The organism is Bradyrhizobium sp. 31Argb (genome assembly GCF_043638955.1).
Classification (GTDB): domain Bacteria; phylum Pseudomonadota; class Alphaproteobacteria; order Rhizobiales; family Xanthobacteraceae; genus Bradyrhizobium.
Window position 1 is genome coordinate 1 of the sequence record NZ_JBEGDB010000098.1, and the last position, 26,710, is coordinate 26,710.

A 26,710-nucleotide genomic window follows, 5' to 3' on the forward strand; every position below is an offset into this window, starting at 1 on the left:
TGACCCCATGGGGTCAGTCCGCTGACCCCGCAAACCTCTCACAGAGGCGCTCTTACACAAAACTTCTGACACTCCCCATGGCCAGTGACGCCGGCACGGCACAGTACCAGGCCCGCTCGATCTGCGAATGCATCCATGCCCGCTGGCGCAACTGGGACCTCAGGCAATTGACCGTGCGCGGCATCGACAAGGTCCGTGCCGTCGTGCTCTGGTACGCCCTCACCAACAACATCCTGCAGGGACATCGCCTCGCCAACGCATAGCTGCGCCAACCCATAGCGGAGCGGAGCGCAAATCCCGCCCCGCTCGACCGTCGAGGTCTTCAACATCCGCTACTTCGGATGCCGTCTACCCGCAGACCGAATTGGTTCTCAGGCTCTACGACGCTGAGGTTCGTCATGGCTCCATTCACCCTCAGGCTCATAACCTGAAGGTCCGGTGTCCACTTTTCCGGATCATGCTCTTAACACTCTGTTAACCAACGCAGCCTAGCCTGCAGTCATCGCCCGGTCATCATCAGCCGATTACCGCCCGGTTCGTTCTAGGAGAACAGCCGATGTCCGTTGAGGCGCTGACATATGCCGCTCCAGGTGCCCGCCTGACAGTCTCGCCGGAGGCCGCTCGTTCGCTGGCCAAGCGATGCCAGTTGCCGTGCTCACTTTCGGATGATGGCAGGACCGAAGTGGAAACAGACCGCAGGGCTTGTACATAGCTGATCCGCGCCCTCTCATTCCCGACTTGCCGGAGCAACGTGAGGCAAAAATGACCCATACCATCGATATCAGGGAGATGAAGGCGCGCGTTGTCGTGTTTGGGGTCGGCGGTGCTGGCGGCAATGCCGTCAACAACATGATCGCCGCCGGGCTGAGTGGGGTCGACTTCATCGTTGCCAATACCGACGCGCAGGCACTTGGCATGTCGAGGGCCAAGCGCATCGTCCAGATGGGCAGCCAGGTGACCAAGGGTCTTGGCGCCGGCGCGCAGCCCGAAGTGGGGTGCGCTGCGGCCGAAGAGGCGACCGATGCAATCCGCGATCATTTGACCGGCGCGCACATGGTGTTTGTTACGGCCGGCATGGGCGGCGGTACGGGCACTGGGGCGGCGCCCGTTATAGCCAGGACCGCGCGCGAGCTTGGCATTCTCACCATTGGTGTCGTCACCAAGCCATTCCACTTCGAGGGTCAGCGCCGCATGCGCATTGCCGAAGCAGGCATTGCCGAACTATTGAAGGCGGTTGACACGCTGCTGATCATCCCAAACCAGAACCTGTTCCGGGTGGCCAACGAGAGAACTTCATTCGCGGATGCCTTCGCCCTGGCCGATCAAGTGCTTTATTCGGGCGTGGCATGCATCAGCGACCTGATAGTCAAGGAAGGTCTGATCAATCTCGATTTTGCCGACGTTCTCTCGGTCATGCGCGAGAAGGGCAAAGCCATGATGGGCAGGGGCGAGGCTTCCGGCGAGAAGCGCGTGCTCAACGCCGCTGTGGCCGCGATTTCCAATCCATTGATCGAGGACCCCTCGATCAAGCGCGCCAGTGGCCTCATAATCTCGATCTCCGGCGGCAAGGACCTGACGTTGTTCGAGGTCGACGAAGCCGCTACTCGCATTCGCGAACAGGCCGACCCCGACGCCAACATCATCGTCGGCGCCACTTTCGACGAAAGCCTGGAAGGCATCGTCCGCGTCTCGGTGGTGGCGACCGGCATCGATAATCTTGGCCCGGCGCAACGGACGCAACCGGCGGAAAGCGCACTTACCGAACTCGCGGGCAGGCTGCGGAACGACAACCGTCGCGTTGCCAACGGGATCGAGCGTGGCGCACCCGCGCCGCAATCAGAGAGTCCGCTGCTCCGCCCGACGACCCGCCATCCTGAAGGGCGACCGGCAGCGCCGATGTCGGAACATGCGCGCCATGCGGCTCCGCAAGGCGTCGATCCGTACGGCCGCTCCTCTCCCGGGCGGAATTTGATCGAGGAGAACCTTCTCGATATCCCGGCCTTCCTGCGCCGCAAGGCCACCTGAGCACGTGGTAGGAACCAAAGTAATTCTTTCCAAGTGCCGGAAGTAGACGGCTGCAAAAAGTCCGTCACACGCGCATCGAGGGTCTTCTTTGAGGTGCGCAGCGCGCCGATGTTCTACGCGGCTGTGCCGTCCGGGTTCTCTGCTGCTTCTTTTCCAACCTCCTTGCTGCGCGACAGCCATGCTGGAAGACGGAGCAAGCCAAGCAGGCGATCATTACTATCTTTTGGCAGCTCGGTTGGCGCCTCATTGGCCAGGCGCGGGAGATCCAGTGCAGCGTGGCCGACTCGCACCGCATCCGCGCGTCGGTCCAGTTCGCGCAATAAGGGATCGATGACGGCTTCGACTTCGGTCGCGACGGATGATAGAAAATTATTGAACTCGCGAGCTTCGGGCACGACTGCCGCGGCCATCTCGGTCGCCTCGCAGAGCTCGCTGATGACAGGTGTAAACGCTTTGCCGGTTTGCGCGATTCGCTTTTTTATAGCTTCGATTTCGCCCAGAACGTGATTGCGTTCGCGCCGAACTCTTTCCTCAGAAAGGCGGGCCTCGATCTCGGCGATCTGAGCCGTGAGTGTCGTGACATCGGATGCTAGTGCGTCGCGTTTTCCGCGCGCGCGATCGAGATCGCGGCTGAGAGTGCCCACTAGATCATTCTCTCCGGACATTTTTTGCTCCGCGTAGGACAGCCGTAACGCGAACCGTCAGCCTGGCAAACGAACGAATGGTAAGATCGGCCGACAAAGGCATCGACTTCGTTCGCGTCGCCGGAGCGGTGAATCCAAATTCCCTCCAAATCATTCGCATTAGGCGACCGTATGGTTAACAAGTGATTAACTTTCAATGTCCGATGCAACGGTGGTCCACCGGAAGAGAGAGCGGAAGCCTCACTTGAGTTGCGTCGAAGCCTAGCGGCGTAGGGTGGGCAAAGGCGCGCATAAGCCGTGCCCACCATCCGCACTCGAGCCAAAATGGTGGGCACGCTGCGCTTTGCCCACCCTACGGCATCGCGGCTATCTATCGCCGCAGCACTGCAATCGTGCAGTTGGCGAAGCTCAGGCGCTCGGCCATGATCGAGACGAAATAGGTCAGCAGCTTGTGGCTGAGCGCGGGGTCGTCGTCCCTGAGCGCTTCGAACTGATGCGTGTTCAGGACGTAGAGCACGCTTGCGACCTCGGCCTGGATGGTGGCGCTGCGCCGCGATTGCGAGACCAGGCCCATCTCGCCGACCGTGGTGTAGCGGCCGAGGCTGCGCACGCGGGTCGGGCGGCCATCATCGGCCGCGACCATCACGCCGACGCGTCCGTCCAGAATGAAGTGCATGGAATCCACGGCGTCGCCGGCGCGGACGATGGTCTCTCCGGCATCGACCTCGACGCGCTCGCAATAATGCATCAGCGCGCTTGCCTCCCGCTCGGAACCGAGAATCCCGGTGAACCAGTCGCGCAGGCTGGCTTCCTCCTGCTCCAGCCCGCGGTGCTCGGCGATGATCTCGTTCTCGCACCATTCCAGCGCATGATCGAGCTCGGGCTCGATCCTGACCTCGCCGGACATGAAGCCGCTCGAGCGCAAGGTCTTTTCGGCTGCTGGCGCCAGATACACCAGCAGCGGCTTGACGCCGCGCTCATCGGCGCTGCGCTTGATCTGCGCGAAGCTGTAGGCCGCCGATGAATCGATGCCGGTGACGAGCTTGAAGTCGAACACCAGATAGCGGCATTCCGGATGGCGTGCGAGCAGCGCCTTGACGTGCTGGTAGAGGCGGTTGGCCGAGCCGAAGAACAGATAGCTCTGCAGGTTCAGGCCCTGGATCTCGCTGCCATGGTCCGCCAGCAGGTCCAGATCATCGCGCGAGCGGTCCAGCGAGCTGCGATATTCCGTGCCGTCAAAACCATATTTGATCGATTCGATCCGCGCGGCGCTGAAGGCAAAGGTGGCGCAGCCGATCACGACGCCGATCAAAACCCCGGCCACGAAGCCCCATTGCAGGATGATGAGGATGATCGCGAGCAGCGACACATATTCGGTCTTCGACAGCCGCCGTCGCGACTCGACGATCCATTTGTGGAGCTGATCGGCGCCGAGATAGATCAACAGGCCGCCGAGCACGAATTTCGGCATGTAGCCCAGCAATTCGGGTGCGACCGCAAGCATCAAGAGCGAGACGACCGCAACCGTGATGCCGGAAAGGCGGCCGGTAGCGCCGCTGTTCAGACTGAGCAGCGAGCGGGTGGTGGAGGTGCAACCGGCGTAGCCGGCCAGGGCGCCGGTCAGGATATTGGCGAGGCCGGCGATATTGAGTTCCCGTTCCAGGTCGGCCTCGCGGTGCGCGGCGACCTCGATGCCGGTGGTGTTGAAGAGGGTGCTGGTTGCCGTCACGAAGACGACGGCGACGAGGTTGCCGAGCAGGTCCGGTACGGCATACCAGGGATAGTCAGCGAAATTCACCGCGCTCCAGGGCAGCATGAATCGGGTCGGAGGCGGCGGCTGAAAGGTCCAGCCCGCGGCCTGCGCCTCGGCGGGCGTAAGGCCGATGATCCAGAATGCGAGATGGCCGATGAGCACGCCGCCGACCAGGATCACCGGCAGTCCGAACGGACTGCGCGAGCGATGCCAGGTCAGGTACAGGATCAGCGCCATGGCGCAGGCGGCCGACAGCTCGGCGATGGTGATGACATTTGCGAACTGAGGTAGCGTCGCAAACTTCAGCTCCACGCCCGTGATGACCCTGACGGCGCCGAGCACGAGCAGGCAGCCGGTGGCGCCGAGAAAGCCGCCGACGACGGGATAGGGCACATAGCGGATGGCGCGGCCCATCCGCGTCACGCCGAAGCCGCACAGCACGATGCCGGTGATGATGGTGGCAAGCCCGAGCGTGATCAGGACCGGCGCCAGCATCGGCGCCGCTGGATTCGTGGCCGCTACGCGCTCGACCAGCGCGGAGGCGAGGATCGCCGTCATCGCCGCGGTGGAACTCTCGGGACCCGCGACCGCAAATGGCAGCGAGCTGCCGAGCGCGATCACCAGCGCCAGCATCGCCGATGAGATGAAGGTGGCGGCGACGCCGTAAGCGAGATAGGGCGACAGCGGTCCGGCGAAGATCAGAAGCGCGTAGGACAGGCCGAAGGTAATCGAGAGCACGCTGGCGGCGCTGCCGCCGATGATATCGCTGAACGCGCGACCAATCCGCGGACCGAGATTGACGTTTCGATGCACCACGCCTTGCATTTGCCCCTGATAGCCGCGTCACTGGTAAACGAGCGCAGCCGGCCGCGACAACAAGATTTTTGTGTCAATGCGTGCATTCGTCGTTCCCGCGGAGGGAACCTATAACTATGGGGCCCAATTGTTGAGTGACGTAGCCCGGGTGAAGCGAAGCGCAATCCGGGGGCGGTCTCGCCTGTGGATCGAGCTGTCCCGGCTTGCGCTTCGCTTCACCCGGGCTACGACGCTCGCAAATGACGGGGTCAGATTTTGAGGTCCGAACCCGTCACGCGCCGATAGGCTTCGAGGTAGCGCTTGCTGGTCGCCTCCACCACGCTGGCCGGCAATGGCGGCGCCGGTGCGTCGCCGTTCCAGCGGCCGGCGCGGCGCTCAGTGTCGAGATAGTCGCGCAAGGGTTGCTTGTCGAAGCTCGGCTGCGGCTGGCCCGTCTTGTAGACATCGACCGCCCAGAAGCGCGACGAATCCGGCGTCATCACCTCGTCGATCAGGATGATCCGTCCATCCTGGTCGCGCCCGAATTCGAACTTGGTGTCGGCGATGATGATGCCGCGCTCGCGGCTCACCTTTTCGCCGTAGGCGTAGACCGTGCGCGCCATCCGCTCCAGCGTGTCGGCAACCTCGCCACCGACGATCTCGCGCACGCGGGCCACCGTGATGTTCTCGTCATGCCCGGTCTCGGCCTTGGTCGCCGGGCTGAAGATCGCGGGCTCGAGCTTGGCGCTCTCGACGAGGCCAGTCGGCAGCTTTTCTCCAGCCAACGTGCCGTGCGCGGCATATTCCTTCCAGGCCGAGCCGGAGATGTAGCCGCGGATCACGCATTCGATCGGAAAGACGAGGGTGCGCCGGCACAGCATCGCGCGGCCCACGATATCGGCGCGATGGCCTTTCAGAGCGGGCACCTCGCGGATGATCTCGTCGGCATCGGCACTGATCATGTGATGCGGCACGGTGCCCTCGAGCTGGCGAAACCACCACGCGCTGATCTGGGTCAGCACCGCGCCCTTCATCGGGATGGTCTCGGCCATCACCACGTCGAATGCCGAGATGCGATCGGTGGTCAGCAGCAGCACGCGGTCGTCGCCCACGGCATAGATATCGCGGACCTTGCCGCGGCCGATCTGCGGCAAGGGCAGGTCGCTGGCGCGCATCGCATTCATCTGGTCAGACCTTCAAAGCTGCCGCCCGCGAGATTGCGGGCGACATAAAGCGACGAGGAGATAGCTCACTCCGGCAGCGGAATGAACTCATGTTCCTGCGGGACTGGCTCGAAACGTCCGGTTTTCCAGTCCTGTTTGGCCTGCTCGATCCGCTCCTTGCTGGAAGAGACGAAATTCCACCAGATATGGCGCGGGCCTTCCAGCGCGTCGCCGCCCAGGAACATCATCCGCGTGGGCTGCAGCGCCTTTACCGTGATGCGGTCGCCAGGCCGGAAGATCAGGAGGCGCGGGCCTTCATAACGTTCATTGGCGATCTCGACTTCGCCGTCGACGAGATAGATCCCGCGCTCCTCGTGATCGGGGTCGAGCGGCACGCTGGTGCCGGCTTCTGCCGTGACCTCGGTATAGAACCAGGGCGAGACCATCTCGACCGGCGAGGAGATGCCGAACGACGAGCCGGCGATGACGCGCGCGGTGAAGCCGCGTTCGCTGATCATGGGCAGGTCGCCGGCGGCATAATGCTGGAACGAGGGCGCGATCTCCTCCCTGGCTTGCGGCAGCGCGATCCAGCTCTGCAGGCCGAGCATCTTCTGGCCGTCGCGGCGCTGGACATCAGGCGTGCGTTCGGAATGGGCGATGCCGCGGCCTGCGGTCATCAGGTTCATCGCGCCGGGCTGGATCTCCTGGATGTTGCCCTCGCTGTCGCGGTGCATGATGCTGCCGTCGAACAGATAGGTGACGGTGGCAAGGCCGATATGCGGATGCGGCCGCACGTCCATGCCCTTGCCGGCGAGAAACTGCATCGGCCCGAAATGGTCGAAAAAGATGAAGGGGCCGACCATCTGCCGCTTGCCATGCGGCAGCGCGCGCCGCACGGCAAATCCGTCGCCGAGATCGCGGGTGCGCGGCACGATGACGAGCTCCAGCGCGTCGCAGGTCTTGGGATCGCCGAGGATCGGATCGTTGGAGGGAAGCCAGCTCATGAGGGGGGACTCCTTTTTCGTGGCCTTAATGATAGCAGGAATCCGCCGCCTGCACGCCATCATCCCGGACATGCCGCCCGGCGCCAGCGCCGGCGTTTCGCGTCATCTTGGCTTGACTTGGGAATTGCCGATGGGGCATGGCATGGGCTTCAAGGTTCCCGCGAGGCCCCCGGAACATGACTTTCACGTCGTGGCAATTCGGCTTGTTTGCCGCGATCGTATTTGTCGCCTACTACCTCCCGCCGGTGCGGCGGTTCCAGGTCCAGCTCCTGGTGGTCGCGAGCCTGTTCTTCTATGGATACGGCCAGCCTGAGCTGCTGCCGCTGCTCGCGGTCGCGGTCGGCGGGACCTACCTGTTCCTGGCGCTTTCGCTGCACGAACGCCGCTGGCTGCCGGCCGGCATCGTCTTCAACCTCGCCCTGCTCGCTTTCTTCAAATACAAATTCCTGTTTCTCGATCCGAAGGCGCCGGTGCTGGTCGACAATGCGGCGATCGACTTCCTCTTGAGGCTGCCGCTGCCGATCGGCATCTCCTTTTTCGTCTTCCACAACATCAGCCTCCTGGTCGACCTCACGCGCAGCAAGGCGCCGCGGCCGCCTCTTGCCGATGTCTTCCTCTACATCATCTTCTTTCCGCAGCTCGTTTCGGGGCCGATCACGCGTGCCGGCATGTTCATGCCGCAAATCCAGCCGAAGCAGCTTGCCGACGTGCCGTTCGTCGAAGCCACGAAATGGATCATCGCGGGCTTCTTCTTCAAGCTCTATGTGGCCAACAATCTCAACGAGATGACGGCCTATATGGACTTCCCGCTCTACGAGACGCTGCAAACGCAGGACCGCTGGCTGCTCGTTTTCCTTTACGGCTATCAGATCTACGCCGATTTCTTCGGCTATTCGGCGATCGCGATCGGTCTGGGGCTTCTGTTCGGTTACCGCCTGCCGATCAATTTCGATCTGCCCTATACGTCGCTGTCGTTTTCGGAATTCTGGACCCGGTGGCACATTTCCCTGTCGACCTGGCTGCGCACCTATCTCTACATCCCCTTGGGCGGCAACCGGCATGGACGTATCAGGACCTATCTCAACCTGATGATCGTGATGGGGCTCGGCGGCCTCTGGCACGGCGCGGGATTCAGCTATCTGGCGTGGGGGCTGGTGCACGGGTTGTTCCTGGTGATCGAGCGGCCGTTCCTGCATGTGCTGCAGGCGATCGATTCCGTGCCGCTGCGCCTCTTGCGCATGGGCGTGGTGTTCTTCTGCGTCACCATGGCCTGGATCTTCTTCAAGCTGCCGAATTTCGATCATGCGCTCGCCTATCTCACCGGCATGTTCACGCCGACCACCAATCCGAATCCGCCAAAATTGTTCTACAATCTTGCGCTGCTCTACGCGCTGCCGGTCCTGCTGCAGCATATGCGCATCGCATCGCTGTTCGAGACCGCGCTGATGCGGTGGGAGCCATATGTCTATGGTGCGCTGGTCGCGCTTGCCTATCTTGAGGCGGGGCCGGAGAGTGCCTTCATCTATTTCCAGTTCTGATCGCATGGAAAAGCAGCCGAAACCCACCGCCTGGTTGATCAAGAGCGCCGTTGCGGCCGCGCTGCTGCTGCTCGCCTGCTGCATCGCGACCGCGCGGTTCGGACACACGTTGCAATTGCCGGCAACGACGGCGCGCGATGGCGCGCTCGTCATCGTGAATCGCTATGTCGACAATCCCGTTCCGGATATCGTGTTCGTGGGCAGCTCGCTGACCTTCCGGCTCCGGGAGGAATATTTCGAAACGCCGCGCGTGGGGAATCTAGCATTCGCCGGCGGGTCGCCCGTCACGGCGCTCGAAATCCTCGCGAGCCAGCGGCAGCTCCCCAAGCTGATCGTCGTCGAGATCAACATCTTGTCCCGTGCACCGGATGCGGAGCTGGTGAAGCGCTTCTCCACCAAGGAAGGGCACGAGGCGCTGTTCTTGCGTCCGATCCGGACCGCCGTTGCTGCCTATGAGAACCGGGTGCATGCCCCCGTCACTCACGCCCAGATCGCGGCCCGGCTGAAAAGCCTGCTCGAGCAGCCGCCCGGCAATTTCGACAACCACGTCTATCTGGAGCGGGCGATCGGAGAGATGGAGTCCGAAGACCCGAGCGCCGCCGCCAAGGTCAATATCGAGATGATCCGCCGGCTGATCGAGGTGCTGGAAAAGCGCGGCGCCCGCGTGCTGCTGATGGAAATGCCCTACGCCGCGCCGATCGAGACGTCGCTCTATGTCAGGACCACACGCGAGCTCGTCTATCGCGCGTTTCCGGATCAAAGCCGCTGGCTACCCATCGACGTCGATCGTAACGAACTGCGATGGGACGACGGCGTGCACCTGGACGCGCGATCGGCGGTGCTGGTCAGCCGCTACTTCGATCAACGCTTCTCCGCCGCGCTGAGGTGAGGCCGGCCGGTGGCCTATTGAAAGACACCGTTCGACGGATGATGCTCGGTGAGTGCCGTTCAAGTCTCGGCCGAACGGATTGAACGATGACAACAGCCGCACTCGAACTCTGCCTTCGCGCCGCCAGCGTAGCGCTGCTGCTGGTGCTTGCGGCGTTGCTGGTCACTGACTTCAGGAGGATGGTGGCGGGGCGGCTGGCCGCGGCGCTTGCGCTGGGCTCGGCGGCGCATGCCGCAAGCTATTCGATCGGCGCGACCTCGCTGCCATCGGTCTGGCACGCGCCGCTGATCGCGCTTTCGACCGCCACCGTCGTGGTGTTCTGGCTGTTCACGCGCGCGCTGTTCGACGATGATTTCAAGCTGCGCCGGTGGCACGGCGTGGTCTGGTTGGCGGTCGCCGCGTTCAGCTTCGCGAGCTGCGTGTGGCTCTCTCCGTCAGGGAATGCGCGCCTGCCCATCATCGCGACCAATCTGCTTGCGATCGGTTTCATCGCGCTGGCGGTTGCGCAAACCGTCACATCATGGTCCGCCGATCTGGTCGAGCGGCGTCGTCGCATCCGGGTGTTTATCGTTTGCGCCGCCGCGCTTTATGGCGGCATCAACGCGCTGCTGCAGATCGCGATCGCGGGCAGCAACGCGGGCGAAATTGCCAATACCATCAACGCCGCCGTGCTCGCCTGCATCGTCGCCGCCATCGCGTATTTGATGATGCGCATCGACGGCACCGATCTATTCCCGGCCGCGGCCAGACCCGCGGACGTGCCGAGCCAACCGACCGCGATCGAAGGCGCCGCCGACCAGAGACTGGTCGATGCGCTGATGCGGCTGATGGCGGACGAGCGGATCTATCGCCAGGAGAACATCACCGTCGGCACGCTGGCCTCGAAGCTCAAGATACCGGAATACAGGCTGCGGCGGCTGATCAACCAGCGGCTCGGCTATCGCAACTTCAATACCTTCCTGAACAATCACCGGATCGAGGAAGCCAAGGCCGCACTGGCCGATCCGGCGCAGGCCGAAGTTCCCGTCATCACCATCGCAATGGATGCCGGCTTCCAGTCGCTCGGTCCGTTCAACCGCGCCTTCAAGGCAGGGACGGGGCTGACGCCGACCGAATATCGCCGCCTCAAGGCATCGGCGGCCTGACGCGTCGCTCATTGTAATCATTGCATAATTTTGAAATCGGCGAGGCCGTTTCAGCTTTCGGCCAGCGCCATTTGCAAATCCGGCGAGCGGGCGGCGGCTGCGTTGCGCTTCCTCTTGGGCGATGAACGACCAATCCCGGAGGCAGCGGTGACCCGACGAAAGCTGATCTTGATCCTTGCTGCCACCGCCACGGTCAGCGCGCTGGCGCTCTCCGTCGCGTGGGCGCGGGAGGTGCCGAAAGTCACGACGGGCTTTGTCGCCGGCATCCTGTGTTCGGAGATCTTTGTCTCCGGGCTCGAGCCCGAGAGGATCCTTGCCGAGACGACAGCGGCAATGCCCGGTGCCGGCCTGATCTCATGGGCGCTCGGCTATCGCGTGGACCGCGCCAGGCGCGACGTCACGGTGACATTGCTTGGCCTCGGCCGCAGCCACGCCGTCTATCGCGAAGGGTTCGGCTGTTATCTCGACCACGGCACGCGGGCTGCCGAGTTCACGTTGTCGCTGGATAGCAAGCAGCAGCCGCTGCTGCCTGACATCGCGGGTCCCTCGACCGTCGCGCCGCAGACTCCTGACCTAGCCGTCGCGCTCGACCGCGCCTTCGCCGAGCCTGCGCAAGGGCCAGCCCGCCACACCCGGGCCGTCATTATCCTCAAGGACGGCCGCATCGTCGCCGAACGCTATGCGGAAGGGATCGGCGTTGATACCCCGCTACTCGGTTTCTCCGCGACCAAATCCGTGATGTCGGCATTCGCGGGAATTCTGGTGCGCAAGGGGGCGCTCACGCTCGATCAGCCTGCGCCTGTTACGGCGTGGCAAGGCGCTGGTGATCCTCGCCGCGCGATCACGATGGAGCATTTGCTGCGCCATACCGCAGGGCTGGCGCTCGGCAGCTCGCTGCAGGCCTCGCTCGCGTCCGCGCTCGAGCCGGTGAACCGGATGAAATTCCTGGAGCCGGATATGGCGGTCTACGCCGAAAGCATGCCGCTGGAGACGGCGCCGGGCACCGCCTGGAATTACCACGATGGCAACACCATCATTCTCGCCCGTCTGATCCGCGACGCAGTGGGAGGCACGCCAGCCGACATGATGCGCTTTGCACGTTCTGAGCTGTTCGCGCCGCTTGGCATGCGTCATGTGACACTCGAATTCGACGCCGCGGGCAATGCGGAAGGATCGAGCCAGATGCTGGCGAGTGCGCGCGACTGGGCGCGGTTCGGCCTGCTCTATCTCAATGACGGTGTGGTTGGCGGCAAGCGCATTCTGCCGGAGGGCTGGGTGAATTACTCGGCGACGCCGACCCGGAATGCCTGGGTCGGCTATGGCGCCGGCTTCTGGACCAACCAGGGCGACAGTCTTGGCGCCACTTACCGCGTCGGGCATGGCTGGCCGCGCGATGCCTTCTTCGCCAAGGGCACGATAGGCCAATATGTGATCATCGTCCCGAGCGAACGGCTCGTCGTCGTTCGCCTCGGGCGATCGCCGAACTGGCCGCCGGAGGGCGACGGCGTGTTCGAACTGGTTTGGGACGTCATGACCGCGACCGGCGGCAACGCAAAACTCGCCGGCGGCGATTGAATAGTTCTCACCTGGACGCGCGGTCAACAGTAGTAGTGAGCCGCTACCTGGACGAACGCTTTTCCGCTAGATTGGGTGATATCCGCGGATCTTCTCATTCTGGTCAGTAGGGTGCAGGAGCAATGGTCGCTTGGCTCAAGTCCGGCGCAACGCAGGCGCAATTTCACGGTCCCACGATCGAGACGACGCGGTTGATCCTGCGGCCGTGGAAGGCTTCCGACATCGCGCCGAATACCGCCATGCTTGCCGATCCCGAGACGGCGCGATTTATCACGCCCGACCACAAGGCGGTGACAAACGAAACGACTGGCTGGCGCAATGCGGCGGTCATCGCCGGGCACTGGGCGCTGTATGGTTTCGGCATGTTTGCCGTCGAGGAAAGATCATCCGGTCGATATGTGGGCCGTGTGGGTCCTTGGTACCCGGCGGGCTGGCCGGGGTTTGAGGTCGGCTGGGGCATCGCCAAGGAACGTCGCGGCAAAGGCTATGCGGTTGAGGCAGCGCGCGCCGCCATCGACTGGGTGTTCGCCAACCTTGCGGTTGACCGCATCATTCACTGCATCGATCCGGTCAACGTTGCCTCGCAGGGCGTGGCGCGCCGGCTTGGTGCGAAAATCGACGGTCAGGCCGAGTTGAACGGCGATACCGTCGATATCTGGGTGACCGAGCGCGATCGATGGACGGCTTGAGAGAGCCTACTGCCGGCCCAGTTGCGTCGCCTTTTCCACGCGGTCGAAACGTTCCAGCGACAGGATCGCATCGGCGAACTGGTCGGCGCGGCCGTTCAGGACCGGGCGGGCCAGCGTCAGGAATTTCTGCTGCATCGCCTGCGCATCGGGGAACGATGACGGCTCGCCGGACGGGTCGGCATTGAGCCGCTCATGCACGCCGTCATCGGTGGTGATGCTGACGCGCGCGCCGAACGGATGGGTGCGGCCGATCTCGAGCCGATCGTCCTGCACCACATCGAACTTGTCGGCGAGCGCGTCGATCGCGGCATCGCCAAGCCGGTTGTAGTCGTCCCAGCCGAAGCGGCCCTGGTCGAGGGCAACAGCGCCGGTGAAGAACATCGAGAACTGGCCGCCGACGATCGAAGTCGGGTGCCGCTTGGTGGCGGCGTCGCCGGTCAGCGTGATGCCGTTGCGGTGCAGGCCGATCTCGACCCGCTTCACCTGATCCGGCGTCAGATTGTGCTCGCGCCGCATCGCGATCAGCGCATCGATCGCGGCATGGGTGTAACGGCAGCTCGGATAGGGTTTGACGCCGATCTTCATGGTCTCAAAGATGCTGCCAAGTCCCGCAATCGCCTTGTCCGGGTGCGCATCGTCGCTGTAGCCGACGAGCAGGCCATGCTTGCCTTCCACTGATTCGACCGAGCCGACGAAATCGTTGCGCGCCAGCGTTGCGGCGATGACGCCGTTCATCGCGGCGGCACCGACCTGGTAGCGCTTGTTCCAGGCGCCGTTGATCAGGAACTGCAACGAGCCCGCGGCCTGGCTGCCGGAAACGCCGAAGGCCGCGATGATCTGCTCCTTCGATAACCCGTACAGTTTCGCAGCCGCCGCCGCCGCGCCATAGGTGCCGGCGGTCGCAGTCGGGTGGAAGCCGCGCGCATAATGCGAGGTGGGATCGAGCGCGTTGCCGAGCCGGCAGCAGACCTCATAGCCCGCGACAACAGCGGTCAGCACGTCGCGGCCGGAGGCACCGACCATCTCGCCGACCGCGAACGCGGCCGGCACCACGGGCGCGCTCGGATGCAGCGAGGAATCCGCATGCGTGTCGTCGAAGTCGAGCGAATGGCCGAGCGCGCCGTTGAGCAGCGCCGCGACCGCCGGCGTCCAGGTCTTGCCGTCGCCGAACACGGTGGCTTCGCCCTTGCCGTCCAGCGCCAGCGCTTCCAGCATCTTCAAAAGCGAGGGCGTGGATTCGGCTTCGCGCCGCGCCCGAATCGTGCTGCCCAGGAAGTCCAGCGTCAGCACTTTTGCCCGCTGCAATACTTCCGGTGGTATATCTGCAAAATTCAGGTTAGCGACGTAGGCGGCGAGCGTTGCGGTTTCGTTGGCCATCGTGTTTCCTCGTTTCGCGTGGCACGGTAGGCGGGCCGGTTTCACGTTTCAAGCCGCCTTCGCGCCGCGGGCATCAGCCATGCCGAACATCAGCCATAGGATCGTCGTGAGCATCAGGGATTCGGTCGCATGACAGCCACCGCGAAACATGTGCTCGGCTGGATTCGCTCCCGAAAGGGGCAATTGGCGCTGGCAGTCAGGGTTACGGTGGCGGCCGCGATCGCCTATGCGGTCGCCGTGGCGCTGCACCTCCTGCTGCCGCTCTGGGCGGTGCTGACCTCGCTGATCGTGACCCAGATGAGTGTCGGCCGGTCGCTGAAGGCGACCCGCGACTACATGCTCGGCACCATCGGTGGCGCGATCTATGGCGGCGCCATCGCGGTGCTGATCCCGTATTCCGGGGAGAGCGGCCTGCTGGGCTTGCTGGTGCTGGCGGTTGCGCCTTTGGCCTTCATCGCCGCCATCAATCCCAGCCTCAGCGCGGCCACTGTGACGGCCGTGATCGTGCTGCTGGTTCCGACCTTGCATCACGCCGATCCGCTGGCATCCGCCATCGACCGCGTCAGCGAGGTCGCCGTCGGCGCCATTACAGGACTTCTGGTGTCGTTCCTGGTGTTGCCGTCGCGCGCGGTGAGCCAGATCCGCGTCAACGCCGCGCGCCTGCTGGAATTGATCGCGGCCGCCTTCACTGAACTGCTCGCCGGCCTGACGCGCGGGCGCGACAATGACGCCCTACACCGCATCCAGGACGGCATCGGCACCGCGCTGGAAGGGTTGAATGCGACCGGCGCGGAGGCCGAGCGCGAGCGCTCCGCGCATCTATCGTCCGGTCCGGACACCGGGCCGCTGCTGCGGACCATTTTGCGACTGCGCCACGATGTCGTGATGATCGGCCGCGCCACGGTGGTACCGCTGCCGGCGAATGTGCAGGCACGGCTTGCAGCGCCCCTGTCCGACGTCAGCAAGGCGATCACGCTCTATCTGCGCTCGGCAGCCGCAGCGCTGCGCATGGGCGCGGGCGCGCCGCCGATCGCGCCTGTTCATGCCGCCTTGCAGCGCTATGCGAACGAAGTCGCCGCCGTTCGCAGCGAGGGCCTGATCCGCGGCCAGCCCGTCGGCACGGCGGAGTGCTTCTTCGCGCTGGGATTCTCGCTGGAGCAGATGCGGCAGAACCTGCTCGATCTCGATCGCGTCGTCGGCGAGTGGTCGGAGACGTCGTCGGCGGCGAAAGAGCCGGCCGAAGATTAGGGCGTGTACTCGTAAAGCCGTGGATGTCGGCTTGTCGCCAGAACGCTTGCTCCTACTCACGCGCTGTCAAAGAAGCTCTATTCAGTCATGTTGCTGACGCAATCTCTGTCTTAGTCGGTGAGAATTAAAAACACTGTGTGAGGACCGCCCAGGTTCCCACAAACGGTTCCATCGCCAGCATCGGCACGAATCCGCAAAAAATTGGCATGAGTTCGTGAACGCCTCCGCGTTCGCTTGACCATGCTTTGCGGCATCGGGAACCGAACGATCGAAGAAAATCAATCAAGGAGTCATGATGCTCTTCCGCTCGAGCGCCGCAATGTGCGGCGCCGTAGTCGCACTTGCCATTTCTGTTACCGTTGCTCGCAGTGAAATCAGCGCAGCCGCTTCTGGAGATGCGATCGTTGGCGCAGCATCCATGTACAATCCGTTCCGGCCCGGATGGCGGGAGGGCGGCCCGAACACAGCCTCCGGCGAGCGCTATGATCCCTCTGTCTGGGCGGCTGCCATCAAGACAAGTTTGCGTCAGAAATTCGGTGGGGTCCAATATGGCGCGAGGCCGAAGTATGCCCTCGTTGAGGCTGTAGGCAAGAAGGTCATCGTCAAGATAAATGACGTGGGCCCACTGACGCCTGGCCGTATCATTGACCTGAATGAGCGGACGATGCGCCACTTCGATCCAAGCCTGCAGCTCGGGGTCATTGATGACGTAACAGTCAGGCCGCTTTCAGGGGACGATTGGATCCCCGGACCGGTCGATGGGCCTCCTCGCCGCTGATTCTTGAGACCTCTGCGCGCCCTGATCTCCGGCGCGGGGTCACAAGTACACGCCCGAGCGCGCGATGCGGTTTGAATCTAAAGCACGACCTGCCGCAGCATCGCGGCCACGACCAGGCGGTGAAAGGGCAGGATGATCGCGAGGTAGGTCCGGCCGAGCCAATTATGCGTCCGCACCAGCGTGGTGGTGGTGACCTCCTGGCCGCCGGCATGGGCGGTGACATCGACCACGACACGAAAATCGAGATGGCTGTCGTTGAAGCCGGCCACCAGCCGTTCCGGCGTTTCGCTGAGAACCGGAAACATGCCCACCATGCCATGCGATGCCCTATCGCCTTCGCCCGATGTCTTCAGGCCAAGCGGCGCGACAATCAAATTGCGTAATCGCAACAGGGCTTCGATCCAGCGCTGGCGTCGCGCGAACATCTTCTCGGCCGCCTTGCGCGCATCAAGCGTGGTGCCGTCGACGGCGATGCGAAAGGCGTCGATGAACTCTGCACCGGCGAGCAACGGGCCGGGATCGATATCGGGCGTGACTTCGCGCGCTTTCATCACATGGCCAATCTGTTGCTCAGCAGACGGAAACGCAAGATGAGCAGAAGGGCATAGGCCGCGGTTCCGGCCGATAGCCCGATCCAGATGCCGACGGCGCCGAGCGTGGTCGCGAAGCCGAGCAGGCATGCGGAGGTGAACCCGATCAGCCAGTAGCTGATCGTGGCGAACAGCAGCGGCAGGCGCGTATCGTTCATGCCGCGCAATGCGCCGGCGGCAACCGTCTGCACGCCATCGGCGATGAAGAAGGTCGAGCCGACCAGGAGCAGCGAGGCCGTCAATTGCGCGGTTGCCTCGGCCGCTTCGCCGAGGAAGATTTCGGCGATCGCGAATCGTCCGAGGATGACGCAAAGCGTCATCGCCGACATGAAGGCGATGCCGAGCCCGGTTGCGACGATCCCTGCGCGTCTGACCGCGGGCGCATCGGCGCGGCCGACGGCATGGCCGACGCGGACGGTGGCCGCCATGCCGATGCCGAACGGCACCATGAACAGGATGGCCGCGATCTGCAGCGCGATCTGATGCGCGGCCAGCGCGGCCGTCGAGATCAGGCCCATCAAGAGCCCCGCGGCGCCGAACAGGCCATATTCCAGCAGGAAGGAGACCGAGATTGGCGCGCCGACGATGACGAGTTGTCGCATCAGCGGCCAGTCGAGGCGCCAGACGCGACCAAGCACCTGATATTTCCGGAACGGCGGGCGGCGGGAGGCGAACCATAGGCCGGCGAGAAAGGTCCCGAGATTGACGATCGAGGTGGCAATGCCCACCCCGAACAGCCCGAGCGACGGCAATCCCCAAGCACCGTAGAGCAGGAGATAAACCAGCAGCGCATTGGCCGGGATCGCCGCGAGCGTGATCCACAGCACCGGCTCGGGCCGGTTGACCGCGCTCATGAAGCCGCGGATCGCAATGAACCACAGCGCCGGCAGCATGCCCCAGGCGAGGCCGAACAGATATTGCTGCGCGAGCTGCGCGGCCGTGGCGGCCTGGCCGAGCGCGAGCAGGATCTGTTCGCCGCGGAACGGCAACACCATCAGCGGCAATGTGATGAACAGCGCGGCCCACAGCCCGACACGAAGCGAGCGCCGCACCATGCGCGGATTGCGCGCGCCAAAGGCTTGCGCCGCCAGCGGGGCGACGGCGGACATCAGGCCCATGCCGAAGGTGAAGCTGACGAAGTAGACCGTCCCCGCCAATGCCGCGGCAGCGACGGCCTCGTCGCCGAACCGGCCGATGAAGGCGAGGTCGGTCGTCATCATCGCGATCTGGCCGAGCTGCGTCAGCGCCATCGGCACCGCAAGGCGCAGGGTCTCAGCGAGCTCGTCGCGCAAATGGTGACGAGGCGCACGCGCGGCCACGCGTGGCGCCATCGAAGCGCGTTCGATGTTCTCGGTTGAGGTCATGGGCCGAGATTAGCACCGCCGCGCGCCTAAAAGGTGGCGGAACGGCCACTGCAATAGCCCGGAACGCCATTGCGTAACCCGGGGCCGCTCGCGAATGCTGATGCGACTGTCCCGGGTTACGCTTTCGCTCCACCCGGGCTACGTGCTCGCAAAGGTCAACGAAAAATGTCCTGGGTTACGGCTTGCCCTGCCTGATCGCGTTGATTTCGCGCTCCTGGGCCTCGATGACGCCGTCGGCGATCTGTCCGACGCGGGGATCGCTGACATGGGCGCGCTCGCTGGTCAGGAGCGCCGCCGAATGGAGCGGAATCACCACCTGCGTGCCCGGGGCATCGCCTGAGGTTTCGCGGCCGTGCGTGAGCCAGAGCGAAATCGTAAGCGCCGCGACCGCTGCCGCGGCAATGGTGAGATTGGCGGCATCACCACCGGTGATCTGGAGAAATCTGGGCAGACGAACGCGCATGGACGCACCTGCCTGTGGGGAACTGGCAGTGCAACCGACAGGTCGGCCGATCGTTCCAATCGTCGTGGTGATTCTCTACCGCACGCGTTCGGGCACGCGGGTGATCCTGGCGCCGAGCGCGTTCAGCCGCTGCTCGATCCGCTCGTAGCCGCGCTCGATCTGGTCGGCATTGTTGATGGTGGAGGTGCCTTCGGCGCAGACGGCCGCAAGCAGCATCGCCATGCCGGCGCGGATGTCGGGGGAGGTCATCGGCGCGCCACGCAGCCGGCTCGGACCGGCGACGATGGCGCGATGCGGGTCGCACAACACGATGCGGCCACCCATTGCGATGAGTTTGTCGACGAAGAACATCCGCGATTCGAACATCTTTTCGAACATCAGGATGACACCATCGCACTGCGTCGCGGTGACGATCGCGATCGACATCAAGTCCGCCGGGAAGGCCGGCCAGGGCTGGTCCTCCAGCTTCGGCACATGGCCGCCGAAATCATCATGGATCTTCATGGTCTGGCCCGAGGGCACCACGAGATCGTCACCCTCGACGCCGCAGACGATGCCGAGCCGCTCAAAACCCATCCGGATCGAGCGCAGATGCTCGACGCCGGCGCGCGCGATGCGCAGCGGCGAACGCGTCACGGCGGCAAGCCCGATCAGCGAGCCGACCTCGATGTGGTCGGGCTGGATCGCATAGTGCGTGCCGCCGAGCGTGGCGGGGCCGTGGACGATGATGGTATTGGTGCCGATGCCCTCGATCTTGGCGCCGAGCGCGACCAGGAAATTCGCGAGATCCTGCACATGCGGCTCGGATGCGGCGTTGCGCAGGTAGGTGGTGCCGCGAGCGGCCACGGCCGCGACGAGCGCGTTCTCGGTCGCGGTGACGCTGGGCTCGTCGAGGAACACGTCGGCGCCCCTCAGGCGGGAGGCGCGGAACTCCAGTCGGTGGGTCGCGGTGACGGTCGCGCCGAGCTGCTCAAACGCGAGGAAATGCGTATCGAGGCGGCGGCGGCCGATCACGTCGCCGCCGGGCGGCGGCAATGCGACCTCGCCGCAGCGGGCGAGCAGGGGCCCGGCGAGCAGGATCGAAGCACGGATCCGCGCGCACAGTTCCGGATCGAGATCGGCGGCGCGGATCTCCTTGGCGTGGATCAGAAGCGTGTTGCGCTCGGTCCACTCGGCCGAGGCGCCGACGGAGCGGCAAAGCTCGACCAGCGTCTCGGTGTCGCGGATCCGCGGCACATTCGTCAGCGTGACCGGATGCTCGGTCAAGAGCGCTGCCGCGATGATCGGCAGCGCCGAATTCTTGTTGCCGGACGGCTCGATCGTGCCGGAGAGCCGGTGGCCGCCCTCGACGATATATTGAATGGGCGCCACGTTGTCCTCGACGGGTTGGTTGGTTCGCTCGTGGAAGATTCCGTAACGGAATCAATGGGCAGTCAGAGCGACATAGCACATAAGGCTCGTCGAAGTCATGCCCTCAGCGATCCGCTGTCCCCGCCGTCAGGCCGGGACTGTTGCTGCCTGCTCGATCAGCCCGCTTTCCTTCAGCTCCTGCCAGAATTCCGCAGGGATCTTGGCCTGCATCGAATTGTAGTCCTCGAGGATTTGCCGGTGGCTGCTCGCACCCACGACCAGCGCGGCGACGACGTCAGGAGCCGATGAAAACTGCAACGCTGCGGTCCGCAGATCGACGCCGTGGCGGGCGGCCGCTGCGCGCAGGCGGTCACGTTTCTCGATATGGGCCGGAGAGATCTTGTAATTGTTCGGCCCGTAATTGTAGCGCGGACTGCCGGAGATGAAGCCTGCGTTCAGCGCCGAGCCGATCACCAGCGACACATTCTTCTTCCGCACCGCCGGGAACACCTGATTGACGGCGTTGGCATGATCGACCAGCGAGTACTGCGAGGCGCACAGGCAGACGTCGGGATCGGCAACGTCGATGACGCGCAGGATGGGCTCCGGGCAATTCACGCCGATGCCCCACGCCTTGATGATGCCTTCCTCGCGCATGCGCGAGAGCGCCGGGAATGCGCCGCGTTCGGCGATCGCGAACTGCTCCTGCCATGATGTCGGGAAGTATGGAAAATCCGGCGAGATGTCGTGGACGAATGCCACGTCGAGGCTGTCGACGCCGAGCCGCTGCAGGCTGTCCTCGATCGAACGGCGAACGCCGTCGCCGGTGTAGTCATAGGTGACGTCATTCGGCGAGTCCGATAGCGGAAAGATTTCCGCATGCCGGTTGTTCTTCGACGCCTTGAACAGCTTGCCGACCTTGGACGACAGCACGTAGTCGCCGCGAGGCTTGTTGTGCAGGAAATGGCCGAAGCGGCGCTCCGACAATCCGAAGCCGTACCAGGGTGCCACGTCGAAATAGCGCACGCCGGCGCTCCACGCAGCCTCAAGCGTCGCCTCGGCATCCTCGTCCGTGACCTTGTTGAACTCGTTGCCAAGCGGGACGCCGCCCAGCCCGAAGTGGAACCCCGGCTTGAAAAGTTGTGTCGCGCGATTTGCCTGTGCCATGCGATTGTCTCCTTTGGTGTCGGTGGTGGCTGTAACCAGTGACGGTGCCGCGAGGGCGCCGACCGCTGCCGCGGCGACGGTGAAAAAATCCCTGCGACTGCCAGTTCGTTTCGTCATCGCGTGTCTCCTTCGGTCATGCGGGGAAGGCGCCGAGAAGCGTGGCTCCATGCGCGGCGCCTCTTCCTTCAAGCTTGAGTATGGGTCGTAAAACGGCGGCCACCAGGGTAGGTTCGTTGAGTGCAACTCAACGACGCCTTGAGGGGCCGTTCATGAAAACGTTCGACCGAAACATGCTGGCGGATTTGAACGTGTTCCTGACGATCGTGCGCCGGGGCAGCCTTGCCAAAGCGGGCATTGAGCTCGGCGTGAGTACGTCCGCCCTAAGCCATCGCCTGCGCAAGCTGGAGTCCGATCTGGGCGTGAGGCTCCTGCATCGCTCCAGCCGCTCCATCAGGCCGACCGCGGCCGGCGCCTCGCTCGCTGCTGAATTGGAGAACGGATTTCGCACCATCCGCGATGCCTTGACCGGGCTGGAGAACCATCGGCGTGTGCCGGTGGGGCGGCTTCGTCTCAACGTTCTCCGTGATGCCGCGCGCCTCGTGCTTGGTCCTGTGCTGCCGCGTTACTGCAAGGAGTTTCCGGGCATGCATGTCGACGTGACCGTCGAGGACCGCATGGTCGAGATCATCGCGGAGGGTTTTGACGCCGGCATCCGCTACGGCGATCGCGTGCCGCTTGACATGGTGGGGATCGCGCTGACGAAACCGTTGAAGTGGGTCGTGGTCGGCTCGCCCGAACTGATCGCGCGTGCAGGCCGTCCCGACGCTCCCGGCGATCTGCTGCAGCTTCCGTGCGTCGAGATGCGCGTCGGCGATAACCGCAACTTCCCGTGGGAACTAGGCAACGGCGATTCGATGATCCGGCTCGACGTCCGCGGGCCGGTATGCGCCAACGAGACCGAGCACGCCGTCGACATGGCGTTACGCGGCGTGGGCTTTGTCTATTGCCTGGCGCGGCGGGTCGAAGCGGAAGTCGCATCCGGCGCGCTGGAAATTCTGCTGCCGGAATGGGCCTCCGAAGGCCCGCCCTTCACCATCTACTATCCGAGCCGCCGCCAACCGCCGCCCGGCTTCCGCCAGCTCATCGACCTCACGCGCAAGTCCGAAAGCCTGCCGCCATTGGCCGCGACCGACGCCGGCTAAGAGACAAGGCTACTCCGGCAGCGCGAGCCGTATGGCGTTGGCGCCGCGCGAGTAGATGGCCGTCATCTAGACTGTCATGGCGGCAGCACAATTTGTAGGTGCAACCAAGCAAATCCGGCTTGGCTCGTTCCAGTTCATATACTAATATATTAATTAGGATGCTGTCATGCGCTCCATGAGGAAAGCCGAAGCCACCGTCCGTGCCGCCGGCAATCGCCGCGGCGGTCGGCCACGAACAGCGACGGCGTCGGCGCGGATCTATGCGGATCTGCGCGCCGAATTGGTGTCACTGCAGCGACGCCCGGGCGAGGCGATCTCGGAAGCGGAAATCGCGCTCTCCCATGGCGTCAGCCGGACGCCCGTCCGCGAGGCTATCCTGAAATTGTCGGACGAAGGTCTTGTGGAGATATATCCGCAATCCGGCATCTTCGTCTCGCGCATTCCAATCGCGGCGTTGCCGGAGGCGATCACCATCCGCAAGGCGCTGGAGGAAACCACCGCCCGATTGGCGGCAGAGCACGCCACCTCAAGCCAGATCCTGAATTTGCTTTCTATCTTGGAACGCCAGCGCGAAGCGAGCGCCGCCAGCGATCGCGAAGCATTCCATCAAGCGGACGAACTGTTCCACGCAACCATCGCCGAGATCGCGCGATACCCGGGCATCTGGAAGCTGATCCTGCAGGTGAAGGTCCACGTGGATCGCTATCGCCGCCTGACGCTGCCGCAACCTGGGCGAATGAGGCAGGTGATCGCGGAGCATGAACGCGTCATGACTGCGATCGAGGATCATGATCCGCCGGCTGCGGGAATGGCTATGGCCAGGCATCTCGAAAGGCTGCTCGTCGATATCTCCGCCACTCAAAATATCAACCCGGAGTTCTTCGACGCACAAACCTGAGGTTGAAGATCAACGACAACGACAACAATATATTGGGAGGATCCAGATGAAACGGCGCGACTTCATCAAGCTGAGCGCCGGGTTCGGCGCGGCTTTTGTTATCCAGCAATCCCCCGCGCAGGCCCAGACAAAAACGGTCCTTAAGGCAGCGGACGTTCATCCGTCGGGCTATCCGACGGTCGAAGCCATGGTCCGGATGGGCAAGAAGCTGGAAGCCGCCACCAATGGAAGGCTGTCGATCCAGATGTTCCCGTCCATGCAACTTGGCGGCGAAAAGGAAATGATCGAGCAGGCGCAACTCGGCGCGCTGCAGATCGCTCGTATTTCGGTCGGGGCCGTCGGCCCGGTCGTGGACGACGTCAACGTCTTCAACCTGCCCTTCGTATTCCGGAACTCCAGGCAGATGGAGAAGGTGATCGATGGCGAGATCGGCGATGAGCTGCTTGCGAAGATTTCGGCGAACGACAAGGCTGGTCTGATTGGGCTGTGCTGGATGAACGCTGGCTCGCGCAATATCTACAACAACAAGCGGCCGGTCCGAACGTTGGCCGATCTGAAGGGCCTCAAGATCCGCATGATTGGTAATCCGCGGTTCGTTGACACCATGAACGCGCTTGGCGGCAACGGAGTCGCGCTCGGCTTCGATCAGGTCTTTAGCTCGATGCAGACCGGCGTGGTCGATGGCGCGGAAAACAATTCGCCTTCGTTTGTAGCGCAGAACCACTATCAGGTTGCCAAATACTTCACGATGACCGAGCACCTGATCATTCCGGAAATCGTGGTGTTCTCGCGCGTGTCGTGGCAGAAGCTGTCGCCGGACGATCAGGCACTGATCAAAAAATTTTCCAAGGAAATGCAGGCCGAGCAGCGCGTGCTTTGGTACGAGGCGGAAAACGCAGCCATCGCAAAGATGAAGGCTGCCGGGACCGAAATCATCACCGATATCGACAAGAAGCCATTCCAGGACGCCGTAAAGCCGGTTTGGGACAAGTATGGCGCAAAGTACGCCGCAATGATCAAGCGGATCGAGGCGGTCCAATAGCTCCCGCGCTGCAACGGGCGAATGGCCGAACCGCGTCCGCTTCCCCCGGACGCCGGATTTGCCGGAGCAATTTGAATCGCTGTTATTCTTGCGAGGTCCAAATGTATGACGAGCAACGGTCCCGAGCTTATTGGACCGGCATGTTCCGGCGGCTTGTGAATGCAGTCTACTGGACGGGAGCCGTGATTGCCTGTGTGGCGCTCGTGCTCGTCTGCTCTGTCATTCCGTGGGCAGTCTATACCCGATATGTCCTGAATAGCGCTTCGTCATGGCCCGAGCCGATGGCCGTGTTACTGACGGTCGGCATCACCTTCATCGGTTCAGCCAACTGCTATCGTCAGCGCATTCACATGAGCATGACGGTGGGTACCGATTTGCTGCCGCCGGTGTTGCGCCGCGCCTCGCTGATATTGAGTGAATTGTTGATGGGCGTGACTGCGCTGTTCATGTTCGTGTGGGGATTGAAGCTCGTTCAGACCACCTGGGGCAATTCAGTCGACGAATTTCCATGGCTGTCGGTCGGGGTCACCTACCTTCCGATCGTAGTCAGCGGAGCGATGATGTTCCTGTTCGTCGTCGAGCGCCTGACCATCGGTCCGCCACCGCGTGACGGCAGCGATGCTCACGTTCCTGTCGAGTGAATCCCCATGGATATCGCCATTCTTCTTCTCAGCATGTGCTTTTTCTTCGCCATCGGCATGCCGATCGCCTATGCGATGGCGCTTTCGTCGCTCGCCGGCGCGCTCTGGATCGACCTGCCCGTCGGTGCCGTCATGCAACAGTTTGCCAGCGGCGTCGGCAAGGTCTCGATGCTGACGATCCCGTTTTTTGTGCTGGCGGGCGCCATTATGGCCGAAGGCGGTATGGCCAGACGGCTGGTCGATTTTGCCGCAGTGCTGGTCGGATTCACGCGCCTGCGGGGCGGCCTCTCGCAAATCAACATCCTCGCGACCACGATCATGAGCGGAATTTCGGGATCGTCGGTCGCCGACACGTCAGCGATCGGTTCGGTTATGATTCCCGAAATGGCTGCGAAAGGTTATCCGCGGGTGTTCGCGACCAACGTGACTATCAGCGCTTCGCTTCAAGCCATCATCATCCCGCCAAGCCACAATTCCGTGATCTATTCGCTGGCGACGGGTGGGGTGGTCTCGATTACCAGTCTGTTTCTCGCCGGCGTGATTCCAGGGCTGCTGCTCGGCTTTTCGTTGATGCTGCTTTGCCTGTTCTACGCGTATCGTGACGAGCATCCAAAGGGCGAGCCCGTGCCGATGCGCCAGGCGATCAGAGTGCTCGGCGACGCGCTGTGGGGGATCGTGACACTAGCGATCGTGCTGGGTGGCATCCTCTCCGGCGTATTTACGCCGATCGAGGCAGGCGCGGTCGCCTGCGTCTGGGCGTTCTTCGTCACCATGTTCGTCTACCGCGACTACAAGTGGTCGGATCTGCCTGTGCTGATCTATCGGACGCTGCAGACGGTAGCCATGGTGCTCACCCTCGTCGCGACAGCGTCGTCCTTCGGCTATGTCGCCGCCTTGATGCAGATGCCGGCGAAAATGACGGAGTTCTTCGTTGCGATATCGAGCAACAAATACATGCTGCTGATGTGGTTGAACATCATGCTGCTGGTTCTTGGAACGGCACTCGATCTGGCACCGCTGTTGCTGATCTGCACGCCAATCCTGTTGCCGGTCGTGAAGAGCTTCGGCATAGATCCGGTACATTTCGGCATCGTGATGTTGCTCAATCTCGGTATCGGGTTGCTGACGCCCCCAGTCGGGACCACCCTGTTCGTTGGCTGCGCCATCGGCAAGGTCTCGGTCGACGAGGTGATGCGCGGTATCTGGCCGTTCTATTTTGTGATGTTCACGGTGCTGATGATCGTGACCTACGTTCCCTGGCTGTCTCTGGCATTACCGAGGATGTTCGGCTTCTAGAGCATGATCCGGAAAAGTGGACACCGGTTTTCCCTCGCGACAAACGCGAAGCGTTTGCGCGGAGATCATGCTCA

The 26,710-nt window shown here is 63.2% G+C and carries 23 protein-coding genes and 1 pseudogene; 14 read left to right on the plus strand and 10 right to left on the minus strand.

Annotation, left to right across the window (positions count from 1 at the left end; genetic code table 11):
* Nucleotides 1-77 precede the first annotated feature (77 nt).
* Nucleotides 78-263, plus strand: a pseudogene (locus AAFX91_RS19845) (IS5/IS1182 family transposase); the annotation flags it as partial.
* A 499-nt stretch (nucleotides 264-762) separates the two neighbouring features.
* A complete protein-coding gene (gene ftsZ / locus AAFX91_RS19850) occupies nucleotides 763-2,025 on the plus strand; it encodes a cell division protein FtsZ (RefSeq protein ID WP_394567547.1) in 1,263 nt (420 codons plus the stop codon).
* Between the two features lie 113 nt (nucleotides 2,026-2,138).
* Here ftsZ and AAFX91_RS19855 read toward each other — a convergent pair whose 3' ends face one another.
* The 4 genes from AAFX91_RS19855 to AAFX91_RS19870 form a co-directional block, all read right to left on the minus strand.
* On the minus strand, nucleotides 2,139-2,690 hold the full coding sequence (locus AAFX91_RS19855; protein ID WP_394567548.1) for a hypothetical protein: 552 nt from the start codon (nucleotides 2,688-2,690) through the stop codon (nucleotides 2,139-2,141).
* A gap of 349 nt (nucleotides 2,691-3,039) precedes the next feature.
* Nucleotides 3,040-5,235, minus strand: coding sequence for an SLC26A/SulP transporter family protein (locus AAFX91_RS19860; protein WP_394567564.1), 2,196 nt, complete (start codon nucleotides 5,233-5,235; stop codon nucleotides 3,040-3,042).
* Between the two features lie 251 nt (nucleotides 5,236-5,486).
* Nucleotides 5,487-6,401 carry a phosphoribosylaminoimidazolesuccinocarboxamide synthase gene (locus AAFX91_RS19865; protein WP_394567549.1) on the minus strand — a complete coding sequence of 305 codons (915 nt, stop codon included), beginning with the start codon at nucleotides 6,399-6,401 and terminating at the stop codon, nucleotides 5,487-5,489.
* A gap of 65 nt (nucleotides 6,402-6,466) precedes the next feature.
* A complete protein-coding gene (locus AAFX91_RS19870) occupies nucleotides 6,467-7,384 on the minus strand; it encodes a pirin family protein (RefSeq protein ID WP_130582707.1) in 918 nt (305 codons plus the stop codon).
* A gap of 176 nt (nucleotides 7,385-7,560) precedes the next feature.
* On the opposite strand from AAFX91_RS19870, the gene AAFX91_RS19875 reads away from it, so the two are divergent.
* The 5 genes from AAFX91_RS19875 (at nucleotide 7,561) to AAFX91_RS19895 (ending at nucleotide 13,220) form a co-directional block, all read left to right on the plus strand.
* A complete protein-coding gene (locus AAFX91_RS19875; protein WP_165421427.1) occupies nucleotides 7,561-8,922 on the plus strand; it encodes an MBOAT family protein in 1,362 nt (453 codons plus the stop codon).
* A 4-nt stretch (nucleotides 8,923-8,926) separates the two neighbouring features.
* Nucleotides 8,927-9,811: a hypothetical protein gene (locus tag AAFX91_RS19880; RefSeq protein WP_130582709.1), complete on the plus strand. Its 885-nt coding sequence runs from the start codon at nucleotides 8,927-8,929 to the stop codon at nucleotides 9,809-9,811.
* 86 nt (nucleotides 9,812-9,897) lie between these two features.
* Entirely contained in the window at nucleotides 9,898-10,956 is a 1,059-nt protein-coding gene (locus AAFX91_RS19885) for a helix-turn-helix domain-containing protein (protein WP_394567550.1), read from the plus strand.
* A 147-nt stretch (nucleotides 10,957-11,103) separates the two neighbouring features.
* A complete protein-coding gene (locus AAFX91_RS19890) occupies nucleotides 11,104-12,531 on the plus strand; it encodes a serine hydrolase domain-containing protein (RefSeq protein ID WP_394567551.1) in 1,428 nt (475 codons plus the stop codon).
* A 122-nt stretch (nucleotides 12,532-12,653) separates the two neighbouring features.
* Nucleotides 12,654-13,220 carry a GNAT family N-acetyltransferase gene (locus AAFX91_RS19895; protein WP_394567552.1) on the plus strand — a complete coding sequence of 189 codons (567 nt, stop codon included), beginning with the start codon at nucleotides 12,654-12,656 and terminating at the stop codon, nucleotides 13,218-13,220.
* 6 nt (nucleotides 13,221-13,226) lie between these two features.
* On the opposite strand, the gene AAFX91_RS19900 is transcribed toward AAFX91_RS19895, so the two are convergent.
* Complete coding sequence (locus tag AAFX91_RS19900) at nucleotides 13,227-14,597, minus strand: MmgE/PrpD family protein (RefSeq protein ID WP_394567553.1); 1,371 nt, start codon at nucleotides 14,595-14,597, stop codon at nucleotides 13,227-13,229.
* A 129-nt stretch (nucleotides 14,598-14,726) separates the two neighbouring features.
* On the opposite strand from AAFX91_RS19900, the gene AAFX91_RS19905 reads away from it, so the two are divergent.
* Both AAFX91_RS19905 and AAFX91_RS19910 read left to right on the plus strand, forming a co-directional pair.
* Entirely contained in the window at nucleotides 14,727-15,845 is a 1,119-nt protein-coding gene (locus tag AAFX91_RS19905) for an FUSC family protein (protein WP_394567554.1), read from the plus strand.
* Nucleotides 15,846-16,137: 292 nt separating this feature from the next.
* Nucleotides 16,138-16,623 carry an RlpA-like double-psi beta-barrel domain-containing protein gene (locus tag AAFX91_RS19910; RefSeq protein WP_394567555.1) on the plus strand — a complete coding sequence of 162 codons (486 nt, stop codon included), beginning with the start codon at nucleotides 16,138-16,140 and terminating at the stop codon, nucleotides 16,621-16,623.
* 77 nt (nucleotides 16,624-16,700) lie between these two features.
* On the opposite strand, the gene AAFX91_RS19915 is transcribed toward AAFX91_RS19910, so the two are convergent.
* From AAFX91_RS19915 to AAFX91_RS19935, 5 genes are all read right to left on the minus strand, one after another.
* Complete coding sequence (locus tag AAFX91_RS19915) at nucleotides 16,701-17,174, minus strand: DUF2867 domain-containing protein (RefSeq protein ID WP_394567557.1); 474 nt, start codon at nucleotides 17,172-17,174, stop codon at nucleotides 16,701-16,703.
* Nucleotides 17,174-18,577 carry an MATE family efflux transporter gene (locus AAFX91_RS19920; protein ID WP_394567558.1) on the minus strand — a complete coding sequence of 468 codons (1,404 nt, stop codon included), beginning with the start codon at nucleotides 18,575-18,577 and terminating at the stop codon, nucleotides 17,174-17,176. Before AAFX91_RS19920 ends, AAFX91_RS19915 begins: the two co-directional genes overlap by 1 nt.
* Nucleotides 18,578-18,752: 175 nt before the next feature.
* Nucleotides 18,753-19,040: a hypothetical protein gene (locus AAFX91_RS19925; protein WP_394567559.1), complete on the minus strand. Its 288-nt coding sequence runs from the start codon at nucleotides 19,038-19,040 to the stop codon at nucleotides 18,753-18,755.
* 75 nt (nucleotides 19,041-19,115) lie between these two features.
* A complete protein-coding gene (gene murA, locus AAFX91_RS19930) occupies nucleotides 19,116-20,411 on the minus strand; it encodes a UDP-N-acetylglucosamine 1-carboxyvinyltransferase (RefSeq protein WP_130581928.1) in 1,296 nt (431 codons plus the stop codon).
* Nucleotides 20,412-20,537: 126 nt separating this feature from the next.
* Complete coding sequence (locus tag AAFX91_RS19935) at nucleotides 20,538-21,674, minus strand: aldo/keto reductase (RefSeq protein WP_394567560.1); 1,137 nt, start codon at nucleotides 21,672-21,674, stop codon at nucleotides 20,538-20,540.
* Between the two features lie 152 nt (nucleotides 21,675-21,826).
* Between AAFX91_RS19935 and AAFX91_RS19940 the strand changes: the two genes are divergently transcribed.
* The 5 genes from AAFX91_RS19940 to AAFX91_RS19960 all read left to right on the plus strand — a co-directional run bounded on the left by AAFX91_RS19940 (nucleotide 21,827) and on the right by AAFX91_RS19960 (nucleotide 26,636).
* A complete protein-coding gene (locus AAFX91_RS19940) occupies nucleotides 21,827-22,759 on the plus strand; it encodes a LysR family transcriptional regulator (protein ID WP_394567561.1) in 933 nt (310 codons plus the stop codon).
* A 166-nt stretch (nucleotides 22,760-22,925) separates the two neighbouring features.
* A complete protein-coding gene (locus AAFX91_RS19945; protein WP_394567562.1) occupies nucleotides 22,926-23,657 on the plus strand; it encodes a GntR family transcriptional regulator in 732 nt (243 codons plus the stop codon).
* 46 nt (nucleotides 23,658-23,703) lie between these two features.
* A complete protein-coding gene (locus tag AAFX91_RS19950) occupies nucleotides 23,704-24,699 on the plus strand; it encodes a TRAP transporter substrate-binding protein (protein ID WP_394567563.1) in 996 nt (331 codons plus the stop codon).
* A 101-nt stretch (nucleotides 24,700-24,800) separates the two neighbouring features.
* Nucleotides 24,801-25,340, plus strand: a complete 540-nt coding sequence (locus AAFX91_RS19955; protein WP_130581925.1) for a TRAP transporter small permease — start codon at nucleotides 24,801-24,803, stop codon at nucleotides 25,338-25,340.
* 6 nt (nucleotides 25,341-25,346) lie between these two features.
* Nucleotides 25,347-26,636, plus strand: coding sequence for a TRAP transporter large permease (locus AAFX91_RS19960; RefSeq protein ID WP_130581924.1), 1,290 nt, complete (start codon nucleotides 25,347-25,349; stop codon nucleotides 26,634-26,636).
* Nucleotides 26,637-26,710 lie beyond the last annotated feature (74 nt).

What these genes read in the sequence shown, in the direction of transcription:
- AAFX91_RS19910 (WP_394567555.1), top strand. Translation starts at nt 16,138, where the DNA reads ATGATGCTCTTCCGCTCGAGCGCCGCAATGTGCGGCGCCGTAGTCGCA.
- AAFX91_RS19940 (WP_394567561.1), top strand. Translation starts at nt 21,827, where the DNA reads ATGAAAACGTTCGACCGAAACATGCTGGCGGATTTGAACGTGTTCCTG.
- AAFX91_RS19880 (WP_130582709.1), top strand. Translation starts at nt 8,927, where the DNA reads ATGGAAAAGCAGCCGAAACCCACCGCCTGGTTGATCAAGAGCGCCGTT.
- AAFX91_RS19865 (WP_394567549.1), bottom strand. Translation starts at nt 6,401, where the DNA reads ATGAATGCGATGCGCGCCAGCGACCTGCCCTTGCCGCAGATCGGCCGC.
- AAFX91_RS19885 (WP_394567550.1), top strand. Translation starts at nt 9,898, where the DNA reads ATGACAACAGCCGCACTCGAACTCTGCCTTCGCGCCGCCAGCGTAGCG.
- AAFX91_RS19950 (WP_394567563.1), top strand. Translation starts at nt 23,704, where the DNA reads ATGAAACGGCGCGACTTCATCAAGCTGAGCGCCGGGTTCGGCGCGGCT.
- AAFX91_RS19855 (WP_394567548.1), bottom strand. Translation starts at nt 2,690, where the DNA reads ATGTCCGGAGAGAATGATCTAGTGGGCACTCTCAGCCGCGATCTCGAT.
- AAFX91_RS19920 (WP_394567558.1), bottom strand. Translation starts at nt 18,577, where the DNA reads ATGACCTCAACCGAGAACATCGAACGCGCTTCGATGGCGCCACGCGTG.
- AAFX91_RS19935 (WP_394567560.1), bottom strand. Translation starts at nt 21,674, where the DNA reads ATGACGAAACGAACTGGCAGTCGCAGGGATTTTTTCACCGTCGCCGCG.
- AAFX91_RS19900 (WP_394567553.1), bottom strand. Translation starts at nt 14,597, where the DNA reads ATGGCCAACGAAACCGCAACGCTCGCCGCCTACGTCGCTAACCTGAAT.
- AAFX91_RS19945 (WP_394567562.1), top strand. Translation starts at nt 22,926, where the DNA reads ATGCGCTCCATGAGGAAAGCCGAAGCCACCGTCCGTGCCGCCGGCAAT.
- AAFX91_RS19915 (WP_394567557.1), bottom strand. Translation starts at nt 17,174, where the DNA reads ATGAAAGCGCGCGAAGTCACGCCCGATATCGATCCCGGCCCGTTGCTC.
- AAFX91_RS19960 (WP_130581924.1), top strand. Translation starts at nt 25,347, where the DNA reads ATGGATATCGCCATTCTTCTTCTCAGCATGTGCTTTTTCTTCGCCATC.
- AAFX91_RS19870 (WP_130582707.1), bottom strand. Translation starts at nt 7,384, where the DNA reads ATGAGCTGGCTTCCCTCCAACGATCCGATCCTCGGCGATCCCAAGACC.
- AAFX91_RS19925 (WP_394567559.1), bottom strand. Translation starts at nt 19,040, where the DNA reads ATGCGCGTTCGTCTGCCCAGATTTCTCCAGATCACCGGTGGTGATGCC.
- AAFX91_RS19895 (WP_394567552.1), top strand. Translation starts at nt 12,654, where the DNA reads ATGGTCGCTTGGCTCAAGTCCGGCGCAACGCAGGCGCAATTTCACGGT.
- AAFX91_RS19875 (WP_165421427.1), top strand. Translation starts at nt 7,561, where the DNA reads ATGACTTTCACGTCGTGGCAATTCGGCTTGTTTGCCGCGATCGTATTT.
- ftsZ (WP_394567547.1), top strand. Translation starts at nt 763, where the DNA reads ATGACCCATACCATCGATATCAGGGAGATGAAGGCGCGCGTTGTCGTG.
- AAFX91_RS19955 (WP_130581925.1), top strand. Translation starts at nt 24,801, where the DNA reads ATGTATGACGAGCAACGGTCCCGAGCTTATTGGACCGGCATGTTCCGG.
- AAFX91_RS19905 (WP_394567554.1), top strand. Translation starts at nt 14,727, where the DNA reads ATGACAGCCACCGCGAAACATGTGCTCGGCTGGATTCGCTCCCGAAAG.